We start from the raw sequence: 26571 nt of genomic DNA, 5'->3' as shown, positions 1-26571 counted from the left end.
GCAGGCGGCCTAACCCCCAACCCTTCCAAACGCCGGCACTTTGATCCCCGGATGGCGGAAGTCGAAGCCCGCCACCAGGCCCATTATGTGCATCTCGAAACCGCTTTTCACGCCTGCCGAGATTCCGAGCAGGCCGTAAAGCGTCACATGCAGGTCGCCTGACGGGTCGTAGTGATAAAGGCGGCCTTCGGCCAAATAGTCGCGGCCGATGGCATTGGCCGGCAACACGGCATCGATCTCGTGCACCGCGCGCAGGATCGAGGCGACGAAGGTGTTGGAGTTCGGCCCGGGCCACAGCCGGTAGCCGCCCTTGATATTATGCGGATAGGCGGCAATCGCGTCCTCGATGTCGGGAATCAGGGCTTCCGCACGATCGCCAGTGATCTCCCATACTTTTTGAGGCTGGTTGGAATACCAGTAGCCGTCCGGCTCGTAGCCGTTTTTGCGCACCGGCTGCCCCCAACCCACCACGTCGTAGCGGTCATAGCGCGGCGCACCGTGTTTCTTGAGCACGATCCAGCTATGCACGGCAAAGGCGCCCTTGAGGCCGCCGGTGGTCGCGGCAAAGATCGTCACCCGCGCCTCGTGGTTGGTTTGGGGGTTGGGCAGCACGTGGCTGCTGGTCCATTTCGCTGCTCGCCAATTGGCTGGATGTTCCTTGGTGGCCCAAATCGCCGCAGCGGCAAGACCCGGCAGTAGATAGACACAGATCAGAAAGGCCAATATCGTCCGGATTGGTCGCATGAATATGATTCCGTCTTCCCCAACTGATGGATTTTCAAAGCGAATTCAGGCGTATTGAGGGAAAAATCATGTCCAATCCGGTTCTTGTCGAAGCCACGCGCGGCAATCAGGTCGAAAGCCGCCACCGTGGCGCTATCGCAGTCACCGATGAGACGGGCCGGATTGTGCTTTCATTCGGCGATATCGATGCGCCTGTGTTTCCGCGCTCGGCCTGCAAGGCCATGCAGGCACTGCTGCTGCTTGAGAGCGGTGCCGCGGATCGCTACGGCTTCGGCAACCGTGAGATCGCGCTTGCCTGCGCGTCGCATTCGGGCGAGCCGGAGCATGCCGCACTCGCCGGCGCTATGCTGAAGGCTGCCGGGCGCGGCGAGGAGACGCTGGAATGCGGCGCCCACTGGGCGTTCCAGCAGAGCGTGCTGATCGACCAGGTCCGCAGCATGGACCGGCCGAACCAGTTGCACAACAATTGCTCGGGCAAACATGCCGGCTTCATCTGCGCCTGTTGCCACAAGGGGCACGATCCCAAGGGCTACGTGACCTATGATCATCCGCTGCAGGCCGAGATCCGCGATGCGATGGCCGACCTGACCGGCACTGCGCTCGGCCGGGACAACAGTGGTGTCGACGGCTGCTCCATACCTACCTATGCCGTGCCGCTGAAAGCGCTCGCGCATGGCTTTGCCAAGATGGCGACCGGGGTCGGCATCGGCCCGGAGCGTGCCCGGGCGTCGAAGCGGATCATCGAGGCCTGCATGGCCGAACCCTTCTTCGTCGCCGGCACCGGCCGCACCTGTACCCGCCTGATGGAGGCCGCTCCCGGCCGCATCTTCGCCAAGACGGGCGCTGAAGGCGTGTTCTGCGCCGTCATTCCGGAGCGTGGCCTGGCGATTGCGCTCAAATGCGATGACGGATCGTCTCGCGCTGCCGACGCAATGGTCGCAGCCGTGCTCGCACGCTTCTTCGATGGCGAGGTCAAGGCCCGTCTGGTCGCTATCGCCAACCACACGATGCGCAACTGGAAGGGGATCGAAGTCGGCGACATTCGCGTAGTGGATGGTCTTCTGGCCTGAGATTGTGCCAGAAGCGGCCAAGGCTTGGTTAACCCGAAGTTAGGTAAAATTCTCGGAAACCAGTTTACGAGGTGTTTTACCGAAAGCGTTGGTGTTTGCTAATATTCCCTCATGGCGGCGCATGACTTGTCCGCCCGAAGGGAGTGTTTCATGTTTGCCGGACGTTACTTGTGGTGGAACATGTTCGCGGCGATGGCTTACGTCTTCTTCGCGATTTACTTCTTTTATGTTTCGTGGCTGGCCATCCGAGTATCGGGCTGCGCCTCGCTTGCGGGCAGTTGCGGCGGGCTCGAGGCCAAGCTCAATGCCGTGGTCCGGCCCTATGGCATGGTGGCCTGCGGCATCATCGTGCTGGCTTGCGGCATCATGCGCATCCGCTTCCTGAAGATGAGCCCGCTCTGGGGGCTGGCATTCTTTGTCTGGTTCGGCACCTCGGCGGAATTCTTCTTCACCTTCGGCAATCTCTGGTTCGCCCATGTGGACATGGGCGCGATCCTGGCCGGCATGCCGATCGAGACGCTGTTCCTCGCGGCGCTCGTCATCTTCCTGTGCTTCCCGGTGGAACTCTACAGGAAGTCGCCGGAAGGTGGGTTGCGGGTGATGTATTTCGTGGCAGGCTTCACGGCATCCTACTCATTCTCGTTCACCGTCGCCAATTCGCCGCAGGTGCTGAACTATGTCAGGCTGATCAGCGGCAATGACACGCTGGTGGCAAGTATCGCGGAGATCCAGGCACGCATGCGCCATTTCCTGTCCCTGGGACATGAAGGATTGCTGCCGATGGTGGTGGTGTTGGCGATCTTTATCGGCGCGTTGAGCTATCTGCTCTGGATACGCAAACAGCCCGGCGGCGCGCCTGCCGCCGTGGCGGCGTAGCGAACTTGGCTATTCAGCGTTCTTGCGCTTGCGGCCCTTCGGGGCGGCGGCTTCGGTCACCACCGGCTTGGCGGCTTCCTGCTCCAGCCTGAGCTGGCGGAGCTTCTGGGTCTTCTTCTCGCGCGCGCTCACTTCGGCATCTATGATCTGCATGGCAGCATCATGCGTCGTGGCAGCTTTCTGCTGCGCACTCAGCTTTGTCGGGCTGAAGAATTTTTCCTTGGTTGCAACCATGAAATCCTCCTGTGATGGAGAGAGATAGGCCGGCTTTCGCCGGCACTTGGATTTTTAGCGGGCTGCCGTTGTCGGTCTCAGCGGCTTCTTGGGCATCGGCAGCAGGCCTTCGCGCTGCATCTTCTTGCGCGCCAGCTTGCGGTGGCGGCGAATGGCTTCGGCGCGCTCGCGGGCACGCTTCTCGGACGGCTTCTCATACGCGGTGTGCGCCTTGGCTTCGCGGAAGATGCCTTCGCGCTGCATTTTCTTCTTGAGCACGCGCAGTGCCTGGTCGACATTGTTGTCTCTGACGAGTACTTGCAAAAAATACCTCCTTGTCGCGAGGGCAGGGCGCCACCCGCTTTGCCTGTGTTATATGCTGTTATTTCCGGACCTTGATCGAGGACGCCTTGAACCACGGTTCCTTGGCGACCGCGCTTACGGTCTGCTGAACGACGACCTTGGATCGGGCCGAACGCTCCGTATCGATATCACTGGAGGAAACCCTCCGGTCAAAGCCCTCACTCTGCGAACGGACGCGATACTGCACCTGTCCGTCGGAGTCGGGCATGACGGCGAGAATCTTGAATTCGCCGTCGGTTCTGGCATTCCTGAGCGGGCCGTCGCGGAGCATGATCAGATCACCAACGCCGTATTTCGCCTTGCTCATCGGCTGCTCTCTTTCTGGCGGCGTCCCAAACGGACGGCCATAATGCAAAAAGGCCGGGCTTGCCCCGACCTTTGCCCGTCATCTGCCTGCCGACTGCCAGTACATCCGTGGTCAGCGGCGGCGAATGACAAAATTCTCTTGCGAGATCAGAGCGCCCGAAGGTTCTCGGCCGAGCTCTTGCCCGAACGGTTGTCCTTGACGACTTCGAACTCGACCTTCTGGCCTTCGACGAGGTCACGCATGCCGGCGCGCTGTACGGCCGAGACGTGCACGAAGACGTCGGTCGAGCCGTTGTCCGGCTGAATGAAGCCGAAGCCCTTGGTGGTGTTGAAGAATTTTACGGTTCCAGTGTTCATGACGATTTCCTTTATTCAATCGCAGTTTCGCCTGACGGTCATTCGGTAAGGCGTATCGAAATTGGAGGAAATCTGAGGAAGCACAAGGCTCCCAAGCAAAGGTCGCAAACAAGTATCGATACGCGTTATTTATACGATTACCGAGAAAATTCAAGGTGTCTTGAAAAAAAATTTCGATAACGAATTTTCCGATAAAACAAATTTCTAGAAATTTGCGGGCGGTGTCTCCGCCCGCCCGCCCGTGCCGGCCTATCCTCATGCTTGTATTGGTGTACATGTCAGCAACCCCGCCGCGCGACTGCCACGGCACCGATGCCGGCATGCCTCTTCTCACGCGGCATCACCCTTCCGGATCTCGATATTGCGGGCGGCGCGCAGCGAGTAACCCCACCAGGCAAGCGCCGTCATCTGCCGCGCGAGCGAGGCGTTCAACTGTTCGGGAAAGCGCGGCTCACCCTCTTCGTCCAGGTTCGTCCATGGGCTCTGGATGCTGACCGTCTCCTTGATATCGGCCATGTCGAGCTCGGCGACGACCAGCCGCAATTGTTCGACGGCTCTGAGCCCGCCCGAAATGCCGCCATAGGAAATGAAGGCCACGGGCTTCTTCCGCCAGGGCTCACCCAGGCAATCGAGCATGGTCTTCAAGGGTGCAGGGAAGCTGTGATTATATTCAGGTGCCAGCACGATCACCGCATCGGCGGCACTTACATCGGCTTCCAGCAGGCGGGCGGCCGCACGCCGCTCGGACCCGCCGGCATCGAAATCCCTGGCATCCGCGAGCCGGATCGAGAAATCGGGATATTTGCCGAGCTCCGGAAGCAGCCATTTGAGCACCCGGTCGGCGACCCGGTTCTCGCGCGCGCTGCCGATAAGAATGACCGTGCTGAGATTGTCTCGCATGCTGGCTCCTGTGATTGAATCCGGTTTGACCGTCGAAGGAGCCAGAGTTATAAAACCTCAACTTAACTTGAGGTCAAGTGGCATGGACAAGAAAAATCCCGGCTTCGATCCGCGTCGGACTTTATCCGTAGGAGAGGTGGCATCGCGGGCCGGCGTGGCGGTCTCGGCGCTGCATTTCTACGAGAGCAAGAAGCTGATCGCGTCCGAACGTTCCGAGGGCAACCAGCGCCGCTACCGGCGCGGCGTGCTCCGCCGCGTGGCGGTCATCAAGGCTGCCCAGCGCGTCGGCATCCCGCTCGACGAGATCAAGGCCGCCCTCGACTCGCTGCCGCCCGACCGCCCACCCACCGCCGACGACTGGGCGGCACTGTCGGAGGGCTGGCGCGACGACCTCAACCGCCGCATCGCCGAGCTTGAAGCGCTGCGCGACCACCTCGACGGCTGCATTGGCTGCGGGTGTCTCTCGGTGGCGAGCTGTCCGCTGCGGAACCCCTATGACAGGCTGGGCCGGGAAGGGCCGGGAGCGCGGCTGTTGGGTGGGAGCTGAAGCCAAATTAAAGCTGTGAGTTGTGGGCGCCTCAAGTTGACGCGAGCAATTCGCCAAGGCAACTCTTGATGCGCGAGCCAAGAGGGGACGGCATGCGCATATTGATTCTCGCTGTCGTGTGGGCGCTTGCGGCCGTGTCGTCTCACGCCCAGGATTTCCGCAATGTACAACTCGAAACCCAGATCGAGGCGCTGTTCGCAGGCAACCGCGATCTGGCGGAAATCAAGCTCACGATCGACCGGATGGTCGTGCCATCGGTGAATGTCGCGGAAGCCCGCAAGTCGATCGACCAGATGGCCGCCGATCTTTCCCGCCTGAGCATTGGCGCCGATGGCAGCCTCGAAAAGCTGAAGCTGCTCAAGCGCTATCTCTATGAAGCAGGCGCATGGAACGGCGACCGTCCCTTCGCCTATGACCGCGACGATCCCCTCGGCCAGAAGCCCGCAAACCGCCTGCTTGCGGACTATCTCGCTGACCGTAATGGCAACTGCGTCACCATGCCGATCCTGTTCATCATCCTCGGCGAGCGCATGGGGCTGAATATGACGCTGGCGCATGCACCGCTGCATTTCTTCGTCAAGTTCACGGACGACGCAGGCAATGTCTGGAACCTGGAGACCACCAGCGGCGCCGGCTTCACCCGCGACAGCCACTATCGCAAGAAGCTGCCGATGAGCGACCGCGCGGTCGAGACCGGCCTCTACCTGCGCGCGCTTTCCCGCGAAGAGACCATCGCCAGCGTAGCGACGCTGGTCGTCGAACACTTGATGACCCAGCAGCGCTTTGAGGACGCGATCGCGGTGTCGGACCTGCTGCTCAGGCATTCGCCACGCTCCGTCTACCTGATCCTCGCGCGCGGCAGCGCCTATGGCGGTCTGCTCAGGCGCGATGTCATCACGAAATACAAAATGGCGAGCGAGATGCCGCCGGAGGTCAGGGACTATGCCGACCATCTTTATCACGAAAACCTGGCTGCCTTCGAGAAGGCCGAGGGGCTGGGATGGCGGGCCGAGGATGGGCAGCTTTAGTTTTGGGGATTTGAAGAGGGGAAGTTGGGAATGATTGGATTTGGGAAATCGATATTTGCGCGGTTCCTGAGCTTGCTGCTCATGGCTTGCGTGGTGGGCGTGTCCTTCGGGCAGGCGGCGAATGGGCGGTTTATTTCGCCGGATGACTGGGATCCGACAAAGCCAGGGGTCGGGACGAACAGGTATGCTTATTCGGAGAACGACCCTATTAATAAAAGCGACCCCAACGGTCACATAGCGGGAGCACCCGACATCCAGTCCACACAAGACCTTGGCTGGTTTGGTGCAATAGCTGGATTCTTCAAGGGCGGATTTACAACTTCTGGCCCTACGAAGGCGGAGATGGAGGATGCGTACGTAAAGGCGCAAGCGAAGACCATCGAGAATGCGATGGATCTAACAATAGAGTTGGGTTTGACAGTTGCCGTTCCGGAAGCGCCTCTCGTCAGAGCCGGCATTTTTGCGGGAAGAGGACTGAGAGCCGCGGCTGCTTACCTTAAGGTGGACACTAAGTTGGCTGGCGCTTGGCGTGGCCTGTCAAAATGGGGTGGCACTTTCTCCAAGACAAACAACGCTGCAGGCGGCGACGTTTGGACGTCGTCAGGTATGATAGCCCAAAAAGACTTTTCATCTATGGTTAATAGTGGAGCAATGAAAGGCGAAGTCGACATACTAACGGGCGTACATGGTTTCCCAGATGGGTCTATGGTTCCGGATGCTGGAATGCTTGCAGCGGATGTCAAAGCTTTCGGAAATATTCCCGGCGTGCGGGTGCATAACGTGGCAGACATGTCAGCCGATGAAATACGGTCTATTTTGACAAACAGCACGGGAACAGTAATTTGTGGCTTTTGCGACAGCGCTGCTGCAATGGGGAGCCTGAAGTAATTGACGTACTTCGAAGACCTTACAAGATACACGTACGATTTGTCCTGCTATCGAGAGCACACTCTGAATATTGGTTGGCTTGATAGCGAAAAAAGTTTTGAGGTTGGTGAGAACTCGGACGATGAACTCAATAAAGTTTTCACACTTTGTAAGATTTCTGTAGTTCAAACGCGCGGTTTGCATCGCTGCAATCTCTGCGGGGATGGCAATTTTTCTACACACCTGCAGGAAAATTTATTGTTGGGAGCCGCTGAGATACGGCTATTTGGCGCTGATACGAGAATATATGCTGCCCCCAATTTGATATTTCACTACATGCAGATTCACAGATATAAACCACCTCCAGAGTTCATCGAGGCGCTTCATCGAGGCCCATTGCCGCCAAGCGAGGATTACTACAAAAGACTGGAGGATGCAGGTTTAGAGTATCGTTTGACTGCATCCCCATCAAGTAGGCCTCGTCGATTTATTCTAACCAAGCAGGGTAAGAAGTATTTAGATTAAGTTCTATCTCTGAGTGAGAAAAACTCAGGGAAGACGAATCGGGTGTTTGTAGGCGCTCTGTTTTTTGAAAGGGGCAAGGTTGGTATGTTCTACCCTTATTCCACCCCAAAAATCTTCCACCTTGCCGGCCGGAACTTCACCATCGTTCCGCGCTCCGCCGCGCCATTCAGCGGCACCTCGATCTCGACATGGTTCGGCTCCCTCGCCGTGCCCACATCCACCTCGATGATCCGCGTACCCGCCAAGCGCCGGTGCGAGGTGACGCGGCCCGATATGCCGTCGCCTTCGGAGATCAGATCGACGTCGCTCGGGCGGAAGAAGAACTGGCCTTCGCCCTCGTGTTCGTCGCTGACGCCTACAGGGATGCCGAGATAGTTCACCACGCCGCCCGATACCGTCACCGGCAGGTTCACGCTGTCGCCGATGAAGGAAAAGACGAAGGGCGAGTTGGGGCGGTCATAGACATCGTCCGACGAGCCGATCTGTTCGATCTTGCCCTGGCTCATCACCACCACGCGGTCGGCGAGTTCGAGCGCCTCTTCCTGGTCGTGGGTCACGAAGATCGTCGTATGGCCGGTGCGGTCGTGGAATTCGCGCAGCCACTTGCGCAGTTCCTTGCGCACCTTGGCGTCGAGCGCTCCGAACGGCTCGTCGAGCAGCAGCACGCGCGGCTCGATCGCCATGGCGCGGGCCAGTGCAACACGCTGCCGCTGGCCGCCGGAGAGCTGGTTGGGATAGCGCTTCTCCAGGCCCGTCAGCTGCACCATGTCGAGCAGTTCGAGCGCCCGGCGGCGGATCTCTTCTTTGGGCGGGCGCACGTCGCGCGGGCGCACGGTCAGGCCGAAGGCGATATTGTCGAGGATCGTCATATGCCGGAAGAGGGCATAATGCTGGAACACGAAACCGACATTGCGCTCCTGCACCGGCTTCCAGGAGGCATCCTCCTGGCCGAAGAAGATGCGGCCGGTCGTCGGGCGTTCCAGCCCGGCGACGAGGCGCAGCAGCGTCGTCTTGCCCGAGCCCGAGGGGCCGAGCAGCGCGATCAGTTCACCGGAGCGGATGCCGAGCGAGACTTCGTCCAGTGCCGGGTATCGGTCGAATTCCTTGCGGATCTTTTCGATGCGGATTTCCATTTTGGGTCCTTAATGCTTGCTGTTGCCGGCGAGAGCATGGGCGAACCAGATCTCGAGCACGGTGCGGACAACGAGTGTAACGAGGGCGAGAAGGGCGAGCAGCGAGGCGACCGCGAAGGCCGCGGCGAGATTGTACTCGTTATAGAGGATCTCGATATGCAGCGGCATGGTCGTCGTCAGTCCCCTGATGTGGCCGGAAACCACGGAGACCGCGCCGAACTCGCCCATGGCACGTGCATTGCAAAGCAGCACGCCATAGAGCAGGCCCCATTTGATATTAGGCAGCGTCACCCGCCAGAAAGTCTGCCAGCCATTGGCGCCGAGCGTGATCGCGGCTTCCTCCTCGGCCGTGCCCTGTTCCTGCATCAGCGGGATCAGTTCGCGGGCAACGAAGGGGAAGGTCACGAACACGGTGGCAAGCACGATGCCCGGCACCGCGAACAAGATCTCGACGCCATGGCTCTTCAGCCACGGTCCGAGCGCCGATTGCGCACCGAACAGCAGCACGTAGACCAGGCCCGAAATAACCGGCGAGACCGAGAAGGGCAGGTCAATCAGCGTGATCAGGAACGCCTTGCCCTTGAAGTCGAACTTGGCGATCGCCCAGGAGGCGGCAACGCCGAAGATCAGGTTCAGCGGCACGGCGATGCCCGCGACCAGCAGCGTCAGCCGGATCGCGGCAAGCGCATCGCGTTCCTTCAGCGCCTCGACGTAGGTATCCATGCCATTGCGGAAGGCCTCGATCAGCACCGAGATCAGCGGCAGCACGATGATCAGGACCAGATAGAGCGCCGCCATGCCCATCAGCAATATCTTGGCGGCGAGTGGTTCGGTGACGGGCGAGCGCCATTTGCGCTCGCGTTCCCGGATTGTGGAGGGCGCGTTGAAATCGTCAAGCGACATTGGCGTATCTCCGCGTCCAGGCCTGGATCAGGTTGATCACGAAGAGCATCGCGAAGGCGACGGCCAGCATGATGGTGCCGATGGCGGTGGCGCCCGCATAGTTGAACTCTTCGAGCTTGATGATGATCAGCAGCGGCGCGATTTCCGAAACGTAGGGAATATTGCCGGCGATGAAGATCACCGAGCCGTATTCGCCGGCGGCGCGGGCAAAGGCCAGCGCAAAACCGGTCAGGATCGCCGGAAACAGCGATGGCAGGATGACGCGATAGAGTGATTGAAGGCGGTTGGCGCCGAGTGTAGCGGCCGCCTCCTCGACTTCCTTGTCGATCTCCTCGATGACCGGCTGCACCGTGCGCACCACGAAGGGCAGGCCGATGAAGATCAGCGCTACCACGATGCCGGCGGGCGAATAGGCGATCTTGATCCCGAAGGGAGCAAAGAGCGATCCGATCCAGCCGTTCTTGGCATAGAGTGCCGCAAGCGCGATGCCGGCGACGGCGGTGGGCAGCGCGAAGGGCAGGTCGACGATCGCATCGACCACCCGCTTGCCGGGAAAATTATAACGCACCAGCACCCAGGCCACCGGCACGCCGAAGATCACATTGATGATGGCGGCGATGAAGGCGCAGCCGAAGGAGACCTGCAGCGCATGCAGCGTGCGGGGGTCGGACAGCAACGTGGCGTAGCCGGAAAAGCCGACGCCCGCCGAACGGATGATAAGCGCCGCCAGCGGAATGAGGATGATCAGCGTCAGCCAGAAGATCGTAATGCCAAAACTCAGGCCGAAGCCCGGTATGACACTATGCCTCCTGAAGCCGATACGCTCGGCGAGAGGTTGTGATGTCATTGTATTCCCCGTTGTGTCTGAGGCGGGAAAGCCTTTGGCCTTCCGAAGTTTTTTATTGTTTCCGCCCCATCTCGACCACGTCCATACCCGTCGTCCGGATAGCGCAAGCGCTTGAGCGCCCGAAAACCCGGCGAGGTCTATTAGCCGAAAGGGTGGCGGCATGCAAAGCCCCTCCCCGAGATGGGGAGGGGCTTGTCGGCAATCAGTCGCTTATTGTGCGGGCTTGTAGATCTGGTCGAACACGCCGCCGTCACCGAAATGCTCGGGCTGCGCCTTCTTCCAGCCGCCGAACAGTGGGTCGTCGATGGTCACGAGGTTCAGTTCCGGCAGCGGCTTGTAGTCCTTCACCAGCTTCGGCTCGACCGGGCGGTAGTGGTTCTTGGCGGCGAGCGTCTGGCCTTCCTCGGAATAGAGGTAGTTCAGATAGGCTTCCGCCACCTTGCGGGTGCCTTTGGCATCGACATTGCCATCGACCACCGCGATCGAGGGCTGGGCGAGGATCGAGAGGCTCGGCGTCACGATCTCGAAGCCGGCATCGGCAAATTCGCCCTGGGCGAGATAGGCTTCATTTTCCCAGGCGAGCAGCACATCACCGATTTCGCGCTGTGCGAACGAGGTCAGCGAACCGCGGGCGCCGGAATCGAGCACCGGAGCGCGCTTGAAGAGGTCGGCGATGTAAGCCTTGACCTTGCCCTGGTCGCCGCCGAATTCCTTGTTGGCCCATGCCCAGGCAGCGAGATAGTTCCAGCGTGCGCCGCCGGAGGTCTTCGGGTTCGGGGTCACGATCTGGATGTCACCCTTCACGAGATCGCCCCAGTCCTTGATGCCCTTCGGATTGCCCTTGCGGACAAGGAAGACGATCGTCGACGTGTAGGGAGCGGAATCATGCGGCAGGCGCTTCTTCCAGTCGGCCGGGATCTTGCCGGTCTTCTTGGCAACGGCATCGACGTCGCCTTCGAGTGCCAACGTCACCACGTCGGCGTCGAGCCCGTCGATCACTGCGCGGGCCTGCTTGCCGGAGCCGCCATGCGACTGTTCGATGGTTACCGTTTCGCCGGTGTCCTTGAGCCACTTGGCGGCGAAAGCCACGTTGAATTCCTTGTAGAGCTCGCGGGTCGGATCGTAGGAAACGTTGAGCAGGGTGACGTCGGCAAACGCCGGGATGACGGTGGAAAACGCCAGCGCCGCGCCGAGAGCGGCACCACCAAGTCGCTTCAGAACGCTCGTCTTAGGCTTGTTGAACATCGAATTACCCTCCAGTAATTTGTTAATTCCTAAACTCTATCTGGTAGGTAGAGTATGTCAATTACGTAGATGGAGAAAGCAAAATTCGCGTCGGTACCCTAGCCGAATTTGGAACGCAGGGCGACATTTTACGCCTGAGACGAAATGGGGAACGTGGGAAAACGTTTCAACCGGGTATGAAATTTCTCCGGCCAAAGCCATTTCATACGAGTGATTTTACGTTTTTGACGGGAAAATGGATGGTTTGCGAGCCAGCTGGCGAAGCGGGAATCAGCCGGCCAGCATCACTGCGGCGCGGCCATCTTCGTAGAGCGTGTCGGCAATCGTCGACTTGAACAGCACTTCGCGCGTGGCGTCAGCCACCCGGGCAAAGACGTGACGAATTTCGCATTCGGCCTCGGAGAGGCAGTCGTCGCATTTGCGATAGGCGGTCTGCGAGAGGCAGGGCAGGGGCGCGATCGGGCCGTCGATCATGCGCAGGACTTCGCCGAAGGTGATCTCGTGCGGCGGCCTGAGCAGCAGGTATCCGCCCTCCTTGCCGCGCTTGGACATGACCAGCCCGCGATGCTTGAGATCGAGAAGAATCTGCTCGAGGAATTTCTTCGGGATCTTTTGCTGTTCCGCGATCTCGGCAATCAGCATCGGCCGCTTGGCCTCGGCCCGTGCAAGCGCCGCAAGCGCGCGCAACGCATATTTTGCCTTTTGAGAGATCATCTAACGCTCGAAACCATGATTCTTCGGGAAGTGTAACCCATATTTGCCATGCACAGTGAATAAAGGCTGTTTTGCGGCGGCTTATCCCGCTGGAAATGCTCATTTTCGGCTAGATGTAAGAGTGTTCTGCCGATGGGCCGCACCGGAGAGATATTTGCTCCACTGCCGTATGGACCTGAGAACGCAATTCCTGTCGCAAGAGGCAGTACCCTGTGATAATCCGGCGAACTCGGAATCTCAGGACGCTTTAATGAACATGATCAGTCTTTCCACGGAAGCGCAGTCGCTGAACGACCAGATGGCCGCACTCGATCTCGCTGGCCGGTTGTCGCTGGCAGCCAGCCTTGGTGGTCGTGTGGTTTTCACCACTTCGCTCGGTATAGAGGATCAGGTCATCACCCATGTCATCGGCGAGCATCGCTTCGACATCGAGGTCGTGACGCTGGAGACTGGCCGCCTCTTTCCTCAGACGGTCAAGCTGATCGCCGACACGGAAGAGCGCTACGGCATCGACATCCGCCGCTTCTATCCCGAGAAGGCCGATATCGACGCCTATGCCGCCCAGTATGGCCTGAACGGCTTCTATGACAGCGTCGATGCCCGCCACGCCTGTTGTGGCGTCCGCAAGGTCAAGCCGCTTGCGCGGGCATTATCGGGCGCACAGATCTGGGTAACCGGTCTTCGCCGCGGCCAGTCGGGCAACCGGTCGGATACGCCCTTTGCCGAATATGACAGCGAACGCAACCTGATCAAGATCAACCCGCTTGCCGACTGGGATATCGACCGCATCAACAAGCTGGTCGCCGATCAGGCGGTTCCGATCAACCCGTTGCATGCCCGCGGCTATCCCTCGATCGGCTGTGAGCCGTGCACCCGCGCCATCAAGCCGGGCGAGCCCGAGCGCGCCGGCCGCTGGTGGTGGGAGAACGACGAAAAGCGCGAATGCGGCCTGCATGTGCCGGAAGCAGCGCTCCCATCGCTCGAGTCGAGCGAACTCTGAACACGTAACACCCCCCTCTGCCCTGCCGGGCATCTCCCCCACAAGGAGGGAGAATGGATGGGGGCTCTCTCACCGCTCTCGATTGAGGGCCGTACACAATCGCCTACATAAAAAATGGGCGAGGCGGTCACCGCGGGTCATTCTCCCTCCTTGTGGGGGAGATGCCCGGCAGGGCAGAGGGGGTAACCACACGGACCAATAGTCCCAAAGGAAAGAACGATGCACCAGTCCGAATTCGATCCCCATTCCAGAGATGTCTCCACCAGCCGCCCACCGCTCGATCCGCATCTCAAGGCGCTGGAAAACGAAGCCATCCACATTTTCCGCGAAGTCGCCGGCGAGTTCGAGCGTCCCGTCATGCTCTATTCGGTCGGCAAGGATTCTTCGGTCCTGCTGCATCTCGCCCGCAAGGCCTTCTATCCCGGCCGGGTGCCGTTCCCGCTGCTGCATGTCGATACCGGCTGGAAGTTCAAGGAAATGATCGAGTTCCGCGACAAGATCGTCGCCGAATATGATCTCGACCTCATCAAGCATACCAATCCGCGCGGCGCGATCGAGAACGTCACGCCATTCACCCACGGCTCGGCGCTCTACACCGACATCATGAAGACCGAGGCGCTGAAGCAGGCGCTCGATGCCGGCAAATATGATGCCGCCTTCGGTGGCGCCCGCCGCGACGAGGAAGCCTCCCGCGCCAAGGAGCGCATCTATTCCTTCCGCACGCCTGACCATAAGTGGGATCCACGCAACCAGCGCCCGGAACTGTGGAACATATACAACGGCCAGATCCGCCGGGGCGAGAGCGTGCGCGCCTTCCCGCTGTCGAACTGGACCGAGGTCGATATCTGGCGCTACATCCAGGCCGAGAACATCCCGATCGTGCCGCTCTATTTCGCCGAGGAGCGCCCGATCGTCGAGCGCGACGGCATGATGATCCTCGCCGAGGACGAGCGTCTGGAACTGCTGCCGGGTGAGACCCAGCGCATGGAAAGGATCCGTTTCCGCACGCTGGGCTGCTTCCCGCTGACCGGTGCTATCCGTTCGACGGCGACCACGCTCGACGAGATCATCGACGAACTCGAAACCGCCACCGTCTCCGAACGCCAGGGCCGTGCAATCGACCGCGACCAGTCCGGATCGATGGAGAAGAAAAAGCGCGAAGGATATTTCTGATATGACCGTGACATCCAATCTCGCCGAGGCACCGGCCTCGGCACTTGAAGCCGCGCGCGCCACCCGTGATTCCCGCCCGCTCCGCCTCATCACCTGCGGCTCCGTCGATGACGGCAAGTCGACGCTGATCGGCCGGCTGCTCTGGGACACCAAGGCGGTCAAGGAAGACCAGGCCGCAACGCTGCGCCGCGATTCCGGCAAGCAGAACGATCTCGGCCTGCCCGATTTCGCGCTGCTGCTCGATGGCCTGCAGGCCGAACGCGAGCAGGGCATCACCATCGATGTCGCCTATCGCTATTTCGCCACTGATAAGCGCTCCTTCATCGTCGCCGACACGCCCGGACACGAACAATACACCCGCAACATGGCGACCGGTGCCTCGACGGCCGATCTCGCGATCCTGCTGGTCGATGCCCGCGCCGGCCTGCTCGAACAGACCCGCCGCCATGCGACGATCGCCTCGTTGATGGGCATCCGGCAGTTCGTGCTGGCGGTCAACAAGATCGACCTCGTCGATTACTCGGAAACCCGTTTCAACGAGATCGCCCATGAGTTCAAGGAACTCGCGATCTCGCTCGGCGTGAGCAAGGTAACCGCCATTCCCGTCTCGGCGCTCAAGGGCGAGAACCTCGTCTATGAAGGCCGCGCCAACATGCCCTGGTATGACGGCCCGACCGTGGTCGAGACGCTGGAAAAGGCGACCGTCCGCTCGGCCCAGACCGTTGGCTTCCGCATGAGCGTCCAGCGCGTCTCGCGTCCCGGCGAGAGCTTCCGCGGCTATCAGGGCACCGTCTCGGGCGGCGCCGTCAAGCCGGGCGATAGCGTCGTCATCCTGCCCTCGGGCATGGTCGCCAACGTTGCCAAGATCGTCACCTTCGACCTCGTCCGCAACGCCGCCGTCGCAGGCGATGCCGTCACGCTGGTGCTCGACCGCCAGGTCGATATCTCGCGCGGCGACATGATCGTCTCGATCGACAGCCAGCCGATGCAAGGCCTCGGCTTCGACGCCCAGCTCGTGGCATTGCAGCCCGAAGGCATCGAGCCCGGCAAGCGCTACTGGCTGAAATCCGGCTCACGCCGCCAGCGCGTGCTGGTCGAGCCTAAGATGCAGCTCGATCTCAAGGCCGGCAACTGGAACGACACGGAACGCCTGCCAATGAACGCCATCGGCAAGGTGCACCTGGTGTTCGAGGAGCAGGCGGTCTTCGATACCTATGAGCAGAACCGCTCGACCGGCGCCTTCATCCTGATCGATCCCGACACCAACAACACGGTGGCCGGCGGCATGATCACGGCACGGCGCAGCTCGGTAAGCACGATCCACGGAGATGACGCCCGCGTGCTGCTGTCGCTACCCGCCGATCTCGCCGACCAGATCATGGCAAGCCCGCTCTTCGCTGGCCGCCGCGACGAGGTGGAAATCCGCCGATTGACCGCGGCCCGCGCGCGCAAGCTTGTCGACGGGCTGGATGCTTGAACAGGCAAATGAATAGAACTGCATAGTCTACATTCAGGGCCTCTTCGGGGGCCCTTTATTTTATTGCTGTTGCATTTTGCGGTTATAGACGCGCCTCACGGGCAGGCTTACGATTTTCCCAGCCGGAGGCAAATATTTCCGCGCACGCCCCCTATTCAGCCCGGACCGGCGGCCGTTGAATTTTGTAAAGGCTCGTAGAGGCCTCGGGATCTTAGGCTATACACTACCAAAGCGCGTCGCGCTGGACTCGGTTGCATTTTCATGCTTCTTTCGCGGGCAGAAGAATTCCATATCCATCCGTAATTGAAGTCTTCTCAGCTAATCCGGAGGAGAGTGTAATGACTGTTGTCTTGCCGACCGACACGCTGTTTTCCCAGCAATGGTACCTCTACAATACGAATATCGGAGAATATGACATCAACGTTGCCAGCGTATGGGAGGACTATACGGGCAAGGGTGTCAAGGTGATGGTGATCGATGATGGGTTCGACTATACCCATCCCGATCTCGCCGCCAATTATGACGACACTGCCGATTACGACTTCACGAACGAAGACGGCGATCCAACGCCGCGTGCCGGTCAATATCAGGACATGCACGGAACGCCGGTCATGGGTCTGATCGGCGCGGCGCGTAACGACGTGGGCATTGTCGGCGTGGCGTATGGGGCCACGCTGGTGGGCGCCCGTCTCAGCTACGAAAGCGGTCTCGGCATTTTCCTCAACCAGTGGATCGCAGGGCTGGACGCAGCGCGTGAGGACGGCACCGACATCGTCAACATGAGCTTCGATTACAACAACGTATCCGACGTCAATCTCCAGATCGGCGAAATGTACCTTGTCGATGCGTTGCAACGAAGCGTCGATGAGGGACGGGACGGCCTCGGCACCATCCTCGTGCGATCCGCTGGCAATCTCGATCCCTGGAGTGACATATTCCCGTCATTTGGCGTCAACGGCAACCAACTCAATGCCAATTCGCTGCAAGTGACCGTGGGCGCGATCATGGCGGACGGCTTCTCGTCGATCTATTCGAGCGAGGGCACCCATCTGCTCATTTCCGCCTTCGGCTCCGGGATACCGGCCGACCTGATATCCACCGACAGACAGGGCAACGAAGGGTACACAACGAGCGACTATCTTCCCGATTTCAACGGCACGTCCGCCGCTGCCCCGATGATATCAGGCGTTGTCGCACTCATGCTGGAGGCCAATCTGAATCTCGGCTGGCGTGATGTGCAGACGATTCTTGCCTATTCCGCACGGCATGTCGGTTCGGCAATCGACGGCACGACCACATCGGCGACCGAGTCCAATCCGTGGCTGTGGAACGGTGCGACCAACTGGAACGGTGGTGGTCTGCACTTCAACACCGCCTATGGATATGGCCTTGTCGATGCCCATGCGGCGGTGCGGCTTGCCGAAACCTGGGCGGCCGTTGCCACGTCGAGCAACGAACAACACCTTTCGCTGGATTTGCTGGCGCAGAACACCAGCCTCGCTGATGCCACCGACAGCCGGGTATTCGCCGCCGAACTCACGCAGTCGATCTCGGTCGAGCGCGTTGTTGTCACCTTCGACGCCATTTCGTTGGGAGACGCGACTGTGGAGATTACACTGACCTCGCCCGATGGCCAGGAAATCAGCCTGTCCCACCTTCCGCACGCGCGCAGTTACTACGGCCCTGTATCCTATCACAGCCAGGCTCTTCGCGGCGAACTCAGTGCCGGCGAATGGGAGGTGCGCATCGACAGCGACGACGTCGTCGGAGAAGCGCTGCTGCGTGACATCAGGATCGACATCTACGGCGCCAAGGTTACGCGCAACGACGGCTATGTCTACACTGACGAGTTTTCCGATTATGCGGGCGGCGCACATGTGACAGATCTGGAGGACACGAATGGGGGCGTCGATCTGCTAAACGCCGTGGCCGTCACCTCGGCCATTGCGATCAACCTCGCAGCCAAGACAGGTACGATCGACGGCGTTGCGATGACGATTGCAGGCGTCGAGAACATCTTCGGCGGCGACGGCGAGGACACGCTGACCGGCAGCAAGGGCGACAACATCCTTGCTGGCGGTCGCGGTGGCGACACGGTTTTCGGCGGCAAGGGCGACGATCGATTCCGCTTTTTCGGCGTGTTTGACAGCAGCAGTGGTGGCCCAGGCCAGGACGTCTTCGGCGATTTCGGCAAGGGCAACGACATCTTCGATCTCAGAAGCATCGACGCCAACATCAATACCGCCAGGAACGACAGGTTCAAATTTATCGGTGAGCATGATCTGACCGGTGTTGCCGGTCAGTTCCATTTCCACCGCGCCGGAGGTGTTACCGTCGCCGGTGGCGACGTGGATGGCGACGGCGATGCCGATATCCTGTTCAGCATCGACGGCAGCCAAAAGCTGGTAAAGGGCGACTTCGATCTTTAGCGGAACTGGCCGCCTCAACCGCCCCTTCCGCTACCGCTCCAGCATCGACTTGCCGAAATAGCTGGTGATCGGCCGCACCAGGTAGTCGAATGGCGTGCGCTCGGTGGTCTGGATGAAGGCATCGACCGGCATGCCGGGAATGATCACCGCGGTCGGACCGAGATACTTCGCCTCGCCCTCATTGATGGCCAGCGACACCGTGTAGTAGCTCTGCCCCGACCGTTCGTCGGTGATGACATCGGCCGAGACGCGTCGCACAGTGCCGCGCAAATCCGGCGTATGCCGACGATCGAAGGCATTGAAGCGGATGATCGCCTTCTGGCCGACATGGATCTGGTCGATCTGCGCCGGCGAAACCTGCACCGAGATTATCAGCTTCACGTCATTGGGCACGATTTCCAGGATCGGCTCGGCGGCGCGCACCACCTGGCGTATCGCATGCACCGTCATGTTGAACACCCGGCCCGCCATCGGCGCCTTCACCTCGATGCGCGCGAGGGTCTCGAGAGTGGAGTTCCGGCGTTCGCGCAGTTCCGCAATCTTGCCCTCGGCCTCGCCGAGTTCCTTGATCGCTTCCTCGCGCATCTGGGAGCCGACATTGATGATGGCGAGTTCGACTTCGGCGATCCGCGCCCTGCTTTCGGCGATCGATGCGTCCGCTTCCTCGATATTGCCGACCGCCTGGGCCCGGTCGCGCTCCAGCGCGGTGACGCGGGCGCGCTGCGTCAGTCCGCGCCGCAGCAGTTCGCGCTGGCCCTTGAGATCGCCGTCGATCAATGCGATCTGGTTGTTGAGCCCTTCGATCCGGGAGTTGAGCCCGTCGATCTGGCGGTTGGTCTGCGTCTGCCGCTCCTTGAGCTGGTTCATCTGCTGGTCGCGGGTGAGCCGGCGTGCCTTGAGCAGTTCCGACTGGCTGTGAACGATGTCGGCTTCCGTGGGGTTCGTCTTGGCGCGCGCGATCAGCTCCGGATCGAACTTGGGCTCGGGCGAGTCGTCCTGCTCGGCGAGCAGCCGGCCGCGCGAACCGAGCAGTGGGAAGAGCTGGCTTTCGATCACCTTGAGTTCGGCACGGTCGAATGCGTCATCGAAGACGAGCAGCGTTTCGCCGACCTTGACCTGCTGGCCTTCCTTGACGAGGATCTTGCCCACAACGCCGCCGGTCGCATGCTGCACGACCTGGCGCTTGGTCTCGACCTCCACCACGCCGATGCCGACAACCGCGCCTGCCATGCTGGTGAACAGCGACCAGGCGCCGAAACCGAAGACCAGCACGAACACGGTGAAAAAGCCGGAAATCACGTACCGGCGCATGCTCCAGGCATCTTTTGGCTTCGTCTCGGCAGTCAATTCTTCGTTCCGTCCTCGGGCTTGGAATCATCCTGCTTGCCGTCGCCGGCGGTGCTGCCGCCCTCGGCCGTGTCCCTGCCAGCATCATCCTCGGCGACCGGCGCGTCGCCGCCCGCATTCGGATCGCCCTGGGGGCTTTCCGGTGTCTTTTTTGGTCCCGCTATACCGGGAACGCGTCCCATGCCGCCGGTCAGAAGACCGGTGCCGAGGAGACCTGGCAGTGCCGTGGGCGGCCCTGCAATCGCCTTGGTACCGCCGCCTGATCCGCCCGGATTGGGTGGCGGCGTCAGATGTGCACCGGCGGCGGGCGATTGCGGACCCTGTCCCGGCGTGACTTGCTGGAAGTTCTTCAGATGCTGCTTTAGCACTTCATCACGAGGCCCGAATGCCACGCGGTTGCCGCCTTCGAGAATGAGGATGAGGTCGCATTCTTCGATCGCCGCGGGACGATGCGCCATGATGACGACCGAGCGGCCTTCCTTCTTGGCGTTGCGGATGGCGATGTTGAGCGCCATCGAACCTTCGGCGTCGAGATTGGCATTGGGCTCGTCGAGCACGAGCAGCACGGGCTCGCCGTAAAGCGCGCGGGCGAGGCCGATGCGCTGTTTCTGGCCGCCGGAGAGCCTCTGGCCCTGCGCGGGCAGGCGGGTGTCGTAACCGTTGGGCAGGCGCAGCACGAGATCATGCGCGGCTGCCTTCTGCGCGGCCGCAACCACGCGCTCGGAATCCGGTTCGAGAGCCAGGCGGGAGATGTTTTCGGCAATCGTACCCTCGAACAGCGCAACTTCCTGCGGCAGGTAGCCGACATAATTGGCCAGGTCGTCGACGCCATATTGCTCGATCGAGGCCCCATCCAGCCGCACCCGTCCGGCCTGGATCGGCCAGACGCCGGTCAGCACCTTGGCCAGCGTCGACTTGCCGGAACCGGATTGGCCGATGACACCCAGCGCCTGGCCGGGCTTGAGTTCGAAGGAGAGATTTCTGAGTGTAGGCACGCGTTCGCCGGGCGGCACGACCGAGATGTTCTGCACTTCCAGGATCGCACGGGGCTTCGGCAGTGTCGTGCGGGCAGGTTCCGGCGGCACGCGCACCAGCACCTCGGACAGGCTCTTCCAGCCCTGCATGGCACGCTGGATGATAGACCACTGGGCAATCATCGTCTCGATCGGCGACAGCGCGCGGCCGATGATGATCGAGCTTGCCAGCATGGCGCCGGAGGTGATGTGGCCCTGGATGGCGAGCCATGCGCCAAGACCCAGAATGGCCGACTGGAGAAAGATGCGGAAGGTGCGCGACGTGGTCGAATAGAAGCCGTTATTGTCGCTGTAATGAATATTGCTGATCAGCGTGCTCTCGCGCAGCGCCTGCCAGCGTTCGGCGGTCGAGCTGCGCATGCCGAGCGCGCGTACTGTATCGGATTCGCGCTGCAGCGTTGCGGTCATTTCCTCGGATAGGCGGGCGGCGTTCAGCGCCTTTTCCTGGTCTTCCTTCGTGCCGTTCTGGTTGAGCCAGGTGAGCGCAATGAGAATGAGCCCGCCGATGACCGCCACGACCCCCATCAGCGGATGGAAGATGAAGATGATCACGACGAAGACCGGCGTCCAGGGAATGTCGAACACCGAGAACACCGCAGGCGAGGACAGCGCGCGCTGAACCGAATCGAGGTCGCGCAGCGCCGTCGTTGTGTTGATCCCTTGCGCCGACAGCATGGTGCGGTCGATCACGATGCGGAACACGCGCATCTCCAGTTTCGCCTGGAAACGCGCGCCGATTCGCGCGGCTATGCGGGCACGCATGTGGTCGAGAACGCCCATGATCGCATAAAGAGCGACAAGCAGCACCGTGAGCACGACAAGCGTCGGCTCGGAGCGGCTGGAGAGAACGCGGTCATAGACCTGGAGGCTGTAGATCGAGCCCGTCAGAACCAACATATTGACGAAGAAAGAGAAAATTCCAATGGCAACGAACGCGGCGCGGCTCTCGTTCAGAGCTGCCCGCAATTCCTCTACGCCGTTTTTCCCGGGGGCCGCCGCCAATTCAGCCTCTTCAAATCAAATTCTGTTCATAACCTCAGACGTTCCAGGCCGCAAAAGCGAGGCTGCTGGCGGCTGAAATTTTCGCCAAAACCGTGCAAGGTTTGCGGCATTAACGCTGATTGTTACGATTAATCAATAGCAAAACAGTCGCACTTGCACGCTAATCTTGGTTCACTCCCCGCCATGTCGAAGTTGCGAAACAAAACATCGTGTTTGACCGCCTTGACTCGTGGTTCGGCGCGGAACAAACATGGAACATGACCAAGCGCACCGGCAGTGCCGATCTTCCGCTTCACGGCGGCCGTGTTCCGAAATGGCTCGGCGACCGCATGACGCGCCTCGGCGCGCTCATCACCGAAGCAATTGTCCAGCAATATGGCAGGGATGAATTCCTCGCCCGGCTGGCGCATCCCTTCTGGTTCCAGTCTTTCGGCGCGGTCATGGGCATGGACTGGCATTCGTCGGGCATCACGACATCAGTGCTCGGCGCGTTGAAGCGCGGCCTGCCGCCGCTGTCGCGAGAACTGGGCCTCCATGTCTGCGGCGGGCGCGGCGCCCAATCGCGCAAGACGCCGCAGGAATTGCTCGATGTCGGCGACAGGACCGGCGTCGATGGCTCTGCACTGGCACGGACGAGCCGGCTTGTCGCCAAGGTCGATAGCGCCGCACTGCAGGATGGCTTCGATCTCTACCTGCATGGTTTCATCGTCGCCGACGACGGTAAATGGGTGGTGGTGCAGCAGGGCATGAACGAGGAGACGCGGCTGGCGCGCCGCTATCATTGGCTCTCCCAGGGACTGAAGAGTTTCGTCGATTCGCCGCATGCGGCAATCGAGGGCAGGGCGACGGGCGAGGTCGTCAACCTCGCGGACATCAGGGCAGGGGATTCGCGGTCCGCCCAACTCGATCTCCTGGAAATGCTGGGGCCTGACCGCATCGTCCGGGAAGTCGCGGCGATCGAGGGTCGTTCGACGGCGCCGCCCGCGCAGGCCATGCTGCCGCATCTCATCATGCCCGCCCATCACGATGTCCGCGAGGAGGATGTCAACATGCGCCGCCTTCACGGCAATATCGCCGCCGCCGCCGAGCTGGGGCCGCGCGATTTCGAGGATCTGCTTCTGGTGCCTGGCGTCGGCGCGCGCACCGTCAAGGCGCTCGCCATGGTCGCCGAAGTGGTCCACGGCGCGCCGTGCCGTTTCGCCGATCCAGCGCGATTCTCGCTCGCCCATGGCGGCAAGGACCGGCATCCGTTTCCGGTGCCGCTCAAGGTATACGACGAGACGATAAACGTGATGAAGTCGGCGGTGCGCAAGGGCCGGCTCGGCCGCGACGAGGAATTGCAGGCGCTCAAACGCCTCGACGATCAGTCGCGGCAGTTGGAGCGCTACGTCACCGGCCCCGATCTCAAGGAGATCGTCGCGGGAGAATTCGAGCACTCGGCGGAGTTCGGCGGGCGAAGCGTTTTCGGCTGGGAACCCGATTGGAGCTCTTCAGACAAGGTTCACATGACGCCCGCGAAACGCGGCATAGACATCAGGGAGTAAACGAAGCGAGCCGGAAGGGCTCGCTTCGTAGGCAGCTTACTCGATCACTCGCACGATGGCACGGTTATCCCGCCGCACGATCACACGACGATCGTTGATCACCGTGTAAGCGTAGAGGTCATCATCGGGGACAGAATCAAGCACGACCTCGCGCGGCAGCGTCCGGCCGACCACGACCGAGTCCCGGTCCTCAATGACATACTTGCGGGTCACCGGACGTTCCTCGACATAGGTGACTACCTTTGCCGGCGGCGGATCAAGCGATGCTCCGGCGACGAAGCCCAACGCGCCACCAATGGCAGCGCCCACGGGGCCGCCGACCACGGCACCGGCGACCGCGCCGCCCGCACCGGTGGTGATGGCTGCGTCGTCATCGGCGTAAGCCGGAATTGAAAGGCTGGTAAGGGCCACGCAGGTGGCTAGGATGAGTGTCTTCTTCATCTCGAAGCTCCTTTTCGTTCGATTTCTGACACGCCATCCAAACCCCGCCCGCAAGGGATGGTTCCTACAACGGTCGTTAAAATCGAAACATTCCGTGATCGGCGTCGCGAGACGATCGGCCGACAGCGAAGCGGCCGGAACGGATGCGGCGCTACCTCTCGGAAAGCTTCAAAGCGTCCATCGCGTGTCGGCTGACTTATTCATCCGGCTGGTTGCGAAATCCCACGGCACCCTTTGACAAAGATCACTTTACGTCGGATTGTTCGATGGACGCCGTCGCCGTAATCGGCGCCTTCCTCATCGTCTGGAGCCTGGCATGAGAAGCTTCGACGCGATCATTATCGGCGCCGGCCAGGCCGGTGCTCCGCTCGCCGGCCGGCTTGCCTCAGAGGGCAGGAAGGTGGCGCTCGTCGAGCGAAAATTCCTCGGCGGCACCTGCGTCAATGCCGGCTGCAAGCCGACCAAGACGCTTGTTGCCTCGGCGCGCGCCGGCCATATTGCCTATCGCGCCGCCGATTTCGGCGTGATCATCGATAGCCCGCCGCGCATCGACATGGGCAAGGTGCGCGCCCGCGCGCAAAAGGTCATCCTGGATTCGCGCCAGAGCATCGAGGACTGGCTGGACAGCATGCCGAGCCTCACGGTCTATCGCACCGCGGCGAAGTTCAAATCAGCGAACGTCGTTGCGGTCGATGGCGAGGAAATCACGGCGCCACAAATATTTATCAATGTCGGCGGACGCCCATCGCGGCCGGATCTGCCCGGCATCGGCGAGATCGACTACATGACCAGCACCGACATCCTGGACGTGGATTTCGTGCCCCGGCATCTCGTCATTGTCGGCGGCAGCTATATCGGTCTCGAATTCGCCCAGATGTATCGCCGCTTCGGCGCCGAAGTGACCATCATCGAGCGCAAGCCCACGCTTCTGCCGCGCGAAGACGAGGTGATCTCCAACGCGATCGCCAGGATCATGGAAGAGGAAGGCATCGCTCTCCGCACCAACGCCACGTGCATTGCCTTCTCCAGGCATCCGGACGGCATCGCCTTCGGTGTCGATTGCCAGGCCGGCGCGCCCGAGGTCATCGGCAGCCACGTCCTGCTCGCCATGGGCCGCACGCCGAACACCGACGACCTCGGGCTCGATGCCGCCGGCGTTGCGATGGACGATCACGGCTTCATCACGGTCGACGACCAGCTTCGCACCAATGTCAAAGGCATCTGGGCGTTGGGCGATTGCAACGGCCGCGGCGCCTTCACCCACACGTCGTACAACGATTTCGAGATCCTGGCCGCGAACCTGCTGGATGGCGATGACCGCAAGGTGTCAAGCCGCATCCCCGCCTATGCGCTCTACATCGATCCGCCGCTCGGCCGCGTCGGCATGACCGAGCGCGAGGCCCGGAAATCCGGCCGCAAGATCCTCGTCTCCGACCGCCCGATGGACCGCGTCGGCCGCGCCGTCGAGCGTGACGAGACCAAGGGCTTGATGACCGTCGTGGTGGATGCCGAAACCCACGAGATCCTCGGCGCCGCCATCCTCGGCATCGAGGGCGACGAGGCGATCCACGGCATACTCGACGTGATGAACGGCAGGAACGACTACCGCACCTTCAAATGGGCGGTGCCGATCCACCCGACGGTATCGGAACTCATCCCGACATTGATGGGGGATTTGAAGCCGGCCGCCACTTAGCGGGAGCCACATGCTGCAAAGATAAAGATCGCGGCATAAGGCCTTGGTTGTTCAATTGCTTTGTTCTGGCGGAATTTCATCCCAATCCCGAGGTTTCCAACCAAGTTCCGCACCTTCCGCCAAAATAAACCTAATGCCTCGGCGGTTCACAGACTCTACAGCTTGCTTGAACTCTGAAGAGACTACAATTTGCGGCGAATGATCCCTCATGCGAGTGATATGGCGATCCCCCAAACATTCCGGCCTCAGATGCAGAGCATTAGTATAAACCAAAGAAATCTCCTCGGGCTTTAGATCTGGTATAGACCATTTGGCACGTGTCTTTTTTCGATCCACGCACCAGCTTTTTGACAGGGGATACATTATCCAGCAAGGCAAAAGGTCGCCGCTTCGATCCGAGATACTCGTCGCGTAAAATGCCACATCCGTTGAACCGAAAATCTGTTCAATTGCTGTTTTCATTCGATCGGAAACTAACGGAGTCGCGCTCGTACTCGGATAGATGTCATAGTTCAGAAGAGATCGGATTCTACCCTTATGTAGTTTGAATGAAATCTGCCCCGAATCGCAAGGCATAGCCACAGAGCGATTCCAAAAGCTGATTGCTGAAAGGTCGGAGTTGGAAGAACTCTCGAGTATCAAGATCCCCTTCAAATTCATTAGTTCACCGTCGTCTTTCAACAGCCAGATATGATCGGTCGTCATCCTGCGCTTCTCCCTAATCCGCCGAGATCACGAGCATAGGCGCCCCGACCAGGGACGAGGAGTAACCCCGCGCCGCCTCGAACGG

The 26571-nt window shown here is 60.7% G+C and carries 26 protein-coding genes; 11 read left to right on the top strand and 15 right to left on the bottom strand.

Annotated features, from left to right (window positions below; genetic code table 11):
* Positions 1–9: 9 nt before the first annotated feature.
* Positions 10–744, bottom strand: a complete 735-nt coding sequence (locus ACSQ26_RS15595; protein ID WP_436010320.1) for a DUF3750 domain-containing protein — start codon at positions 742–744, stop codon at positions 10–12.
* 68 nt (positions 745–812) lie between these two features.
* Between ACSQ26_RS15595 and ACSQ26_RS15590 the strand changes: the two genes are divergently transcribed.
* Both ACSQ26_RS15590 and ACSQ26_RS15585 read left to right on the top strand, forming a co-directional pair.
* Positions 813–1814, top strand: a complete 1002-nt coding sequence (locus ACSQ26_RS15590; RefSeq protein ID WP_436010318.1) for an asparaginase — start codon at positions 813–815, stop codon at positions 1812–1814.
* Between the two features lie 150 nt (positions 1815–1964).
* On the top strand, positions 1965–2690 hold the full coding sequence (locus ACSQ26_RS15585; protein WP_436010316.1) for a hypothetical protein: 726 nt from the start codon (positions 1965–1967) through the stop codon (positions 2688–2690).
* Between the two features lie 9 nt (positions 2691–2699).
* Here the strand turns inward: ACSQ26_RS15585 and ACSQ26_RS15580 are convergent, their stop codons facing one another.
* From ACSQ26_RS15580 to ACSQ26_RS15560, 5 genes are all read right to left on the bottom strand, one after another.
* Positions 2700–2924, bottom strand: a complete 225-nt coding sequence (locus ACSQ26_RS15580; RefSeq protein WP_436010314.1) for a hypothetical protein — start codon at positions 2922–2924, stop codon at positions 2700–2702.
* Between the two features lie 54 nt (positions 2925–2978).
* Positions 2979–3227, bottom strand: coding sequence for a 30S ribosomal protein S21 (gene rpsU, locus ACSQ26_RS15575; RefSeq protein WP_258161113.1), 249 nt, complete (start codon positions 3225–3227; stop codon positions 2979–2981).
* A gap of 58 nt (positions 3228–3285) precedes the next feature.
* Complete coding sequence (locus ACSQ26_RS15570) at positions 3286–3573, bottom strand: cold-shock protein (protein WP_436010312.1); 288 nt, start codon at positions 3571–3573, stop codon at positions 3286–3288.
* Between the two features lie 146 nt (positions 3574–3719).
* A complete protein-coding gene (locus ACSQ26_RS15565) occupies positions 3720–3929 on the bottom strand; it encodes a cold-shock protein (protein ID WP_025557033.1) in 210 nt (69 codons plus the stop codon).
* Between the two features lie 330 nt (positions 3930–4259).
* On the bottom strand, positions 4260–4829 hold the full coding sequence (locus ACSQ26_RS15560; RefSeq protein WP_436010310.1) for an NADPH-dependent FMN reductase: 570 nt from the start codon (positions 4827–4829) through the stop codon (positions 4260–4262).
* Between the two features lie 82 nt (positions 4830–4911).
* Here ACSQ26_RS15560 and soxR point away from each other — a divergent pair, with 82 nt between their 5' ends.
* The 3 genes from soxR to ACSQ26_RS15545 all read left to right on the top strand — a co-directional run bounded on the left by soxR (position 4912) and on the right by ACSQ26_RS15545 (position 7292).
* Positions 4912–5376 (top strand): redox-sensitive transcriptional activator SoxR, encoded by a 465-nt coding sequence (gene soxR / locus ACSQ26_RS15555; protein ID WP_436015290.1) that lies wholly within the window; start codon positions 4912–4914, stop codon positions 5374–5376.
* 92 nt (positions 5377–5468) lie between these two features.
* Positions 5469–6404: a transglutaminase family protein gene (locus ACSQ26_RS15550; RefSeq protein ID WP_436010308.1), complete on the top strand. Its 936-nt coding sequence runs from the start codon at positions 5469–5471 to the stop codon at positions 6402–6404.
* A gap of 30 nt (positions 6405–6434) precedes the next feature.
* Positions 6435–7292 (top strand): RHS repeat-associated core domain-containing protein, encoded by an 858-nt coding sequence (locus tag ACSQ26_RS15545; protein WP_436010306.1) that lies wholly within the window; start codon positions 6435–6437, stop codon positions 7290–7292.
* A gap of 599 nt (positions 7293–7891) precedes the next feature.
* Here ACSQ26_RS15545 and ACSQ26_RS15540 read toward each other — a convergent pair.
* The 5 genes from ACSQ26_RS15540 to ACSQ26_RS15520 all read right to left on the bottom strand — a co-directional run bounded on the left by ACSQ26_RS15540 (position 7892) and on the right by ACSQ26_RS15520 (position 12638).
* Positions 7892–8929 carry a sulfate/molybdate ABC transporter ATP-binding protein gene (locus ACSQ26_RS15540; protein WP_436010304.1) on the bottom strand — a complete coding sequence of 346 codons (1038 nt, stop codon included), beginning with the start codon at positions 8927–8929 and terminating at the stop codon, positions 7892–7894.
* Positions 8930–8938: 9 nt separating this feature from the next.
* Positions 8939–9832, bottom strand: a complete 894-nt coding sequence (gene cysW, locus ACSQ26_RS15535) for a sulfate ABC transporter permease subunit CysW (RefSeq protein ID WP_436010302.1) — start codon at positions 9830–9832, stop codon at positions 8939–8941.
* Positions 9822–10679, bottom strand: a complete 858-nt coding sequence (gene cysT / locus ACSQ26_RS15530) for a sulfate ABC transporter permease subunit CysT (RefSeq protein ID WP_436010300.1) — start codon at positions 10677–10679, stop codon at positions 9822–9824. The genes cysW and cysT overlap by 11 nt, the downstream gene beginning before the upstream one ends.
* A gap of 210 nt (positions 10680–10889) precedes the next feature.
* Positions 10890–11924, bottom strand: a complete 1035-nt coding sequence (locus ACSQ26_RS15525; RefSeq protein WP_436010298.1) for a sulfate ABC transporter substrate-binding protein — start codon at positions 11922–11924, stop codon at positions 10890–10892.
* Between the two features lie 270 nt (positions 11925–12194).
* Positions 12195–12638, bottom strand: a complete 444-nt coding sequence (locus ACSQ26_RS15520; RefSeq protein WP_258161122.1) for an RrF2 family transcriptional regulator — start codon at positions 12636–12638, stop codon at positions 12195–12197.
* Between the two features lie 175 nt (positions 12639–12813).
* On the opposite strand from ACSQ26_RS15520, the gene ACSQ26_RS15515 reads away from it, so the two are divergent.
* The 4 genes from ACSQ26_RS15515 (at position 12814) to ACSQ26_RS15500 (ending at position 18717) form a co-directional block, all read left to right on the top strand.
* Positions 12814–13638 carry a phosphoadenylyl-sulfate reductase gene (locus tag ACSQ26_RS15515; protein WP_436015288.1) on the top strand — a complete coding sequence of 275 codons (825 nt, stop codon included), beginning with the start codon at positions 12814–12816 and terminating at the stop codon, positions 13636–13638.
* 219 nt (positions 13639–13857) lie between these two features.
* On the top strand, positions 13858–14811 hold the full coding sequence (gene cysD, locus ACSQ26_RS15510) for a sulfate adenylyltransferase subunit CysD (RefSeq protein ID WP_436010296.1): 954 nt from the start codon (positions 13858–13860) through the stop codon (positions 14809–14811).
* A gap of 1 nt (position 14812) precedes the next feature.
* Positions 14813–16288 carry a sulfate adenylyltransferase subunit CysN gene (gene cysN, locus ACSQ26_RS15505; protein ID WP_436010294.1) on the top strand — a complete coding sequence of 492 codons (1476 nt, stop codon included), beginning with the start codon at positions 14813–14815 and terminating at the stop codon, positions 16286–16288.
* A 338-nt stretch (positions 16289–16626) separates the two neighbouring features.
* Positions 16627–18717, top strand: a complete 2091-nt coding sequence (locus ACSQ26_RS15500; RefSeq protein ID WP_436010292.1) for a S8 family serine peptidase — start codon at positions 16627–16629, stop codon at positions 18715–18717.
* A gap of 30 nt (positions 18718–18747) precedes the next feature.
* Here the strand turns inward: ACSQ26_RS15500 and ACSQ26_RS15495 are convergent, their stop codons facing one another.
* Both ACSQ26_RS15495 and ACSQ26_RS15490 read right to left on the bottom strand, forming a co-directional pair.
* On the bottom strand, positions 18748–20064 hold the full coding sequence (locus tag ACSQ26_RS15495; RefSeq protein ID WP_436010290.1) for an HlyD family type I secretion periplasmic adaptor subunit: 1317 nt from the start codon (positions 20062–20064) through the stop codon (positions 18748–18750).
* Positions 20061–22100 carry a type I secretion system permease/ATPase gene (locus tag ACSQ26_RS15490; RefSeq protein WP_436010288.1) on the bottom strand — a complete coding sequence of 680 codons (2040 nt, stop codon included), beginning with the start codon at positions 22098–22100 and terminating at the stop codon, positions 20061–20063. Before ACSQ26_RS15490 ends, ACSQ26_RS15495 begins: the two co-directional genes overlap by 4 nt.
* A 257-nt stretch (positions 22101–22357) precedes the next feature.
* On the opposite strand from ACSQ26_RS15490, the gene ACSQ26_RS15485 reads away from it, so the two are divergent.
* Positions 22358–23644 (top strand): DUF763 domain-containing protein, encoded by a 1287-nt coding sequence (locus ACSQ26_RS15485; protein WP_436010286.1) that lies wholly within the window; start codon positions 22358–22360, stop codon positions 23642–23644.
* 36 nt (positions 23645–23680) lie between these two features.
* Here ACSQ26_RS15485 and ACSQ26_RS15480 read toward each other — a convergent pair whose 3' ends face one another.
* Positions 23681–24085, bottom strand: a complete 405-nt coding sequence (locus ACSQ26_RS15480; protein WP_436010284.1) for a DUF1236 domain-containing protein — start codon at positions 24083–24085, stop codon at positions 23681–23683.
* Positions 24086–24401: 316 nt separating this feature from the next.
* On the opposite strand from ACSQ26_RS15480, the gene ACSQ26_RS15475 reads away from it, so the two are divergent.
* On the top strand, positions 24402–25781 hold the full coding sequence (locus ACSQ26_RS15475) for an FAD-containing oxidoreductase (RefSeq protein ID WP_436010282.1): 1380 nt from the start codon (positions 24402–24404) through the stop codon (positions 25779–25781).
* Between the two features lie 51 nt (positions 25782–25832).
* Here the strand turns inward: ACSQ26_RS15475 and ACSQ26_RS15470 are convergent, their stop codons facing one another.
* Positions 25833–26486, bottom strand: coding sequence for an imm11 family protein (locus tag ACSQ26_RS15470; protein ID WP_436010280.1), 654 nt, complete (start codon positions 26484–26486; stop codon positions 25833–25835).
* Positions 26487–26571 lie beyond the last annotated feature (85 nt).

The organism is Rhizobium sp. LjRoot254 (assembly GCF_964254105.1).
Lineage (GTDB): Bacteria > Pseudomonadota > Alphaproteobacteria > Rhizobiales > Rhizobiaceae > Rhizobium_E.
This window is presented reverse-complemented; position numbering and strand designations above follow the sequence as displayed.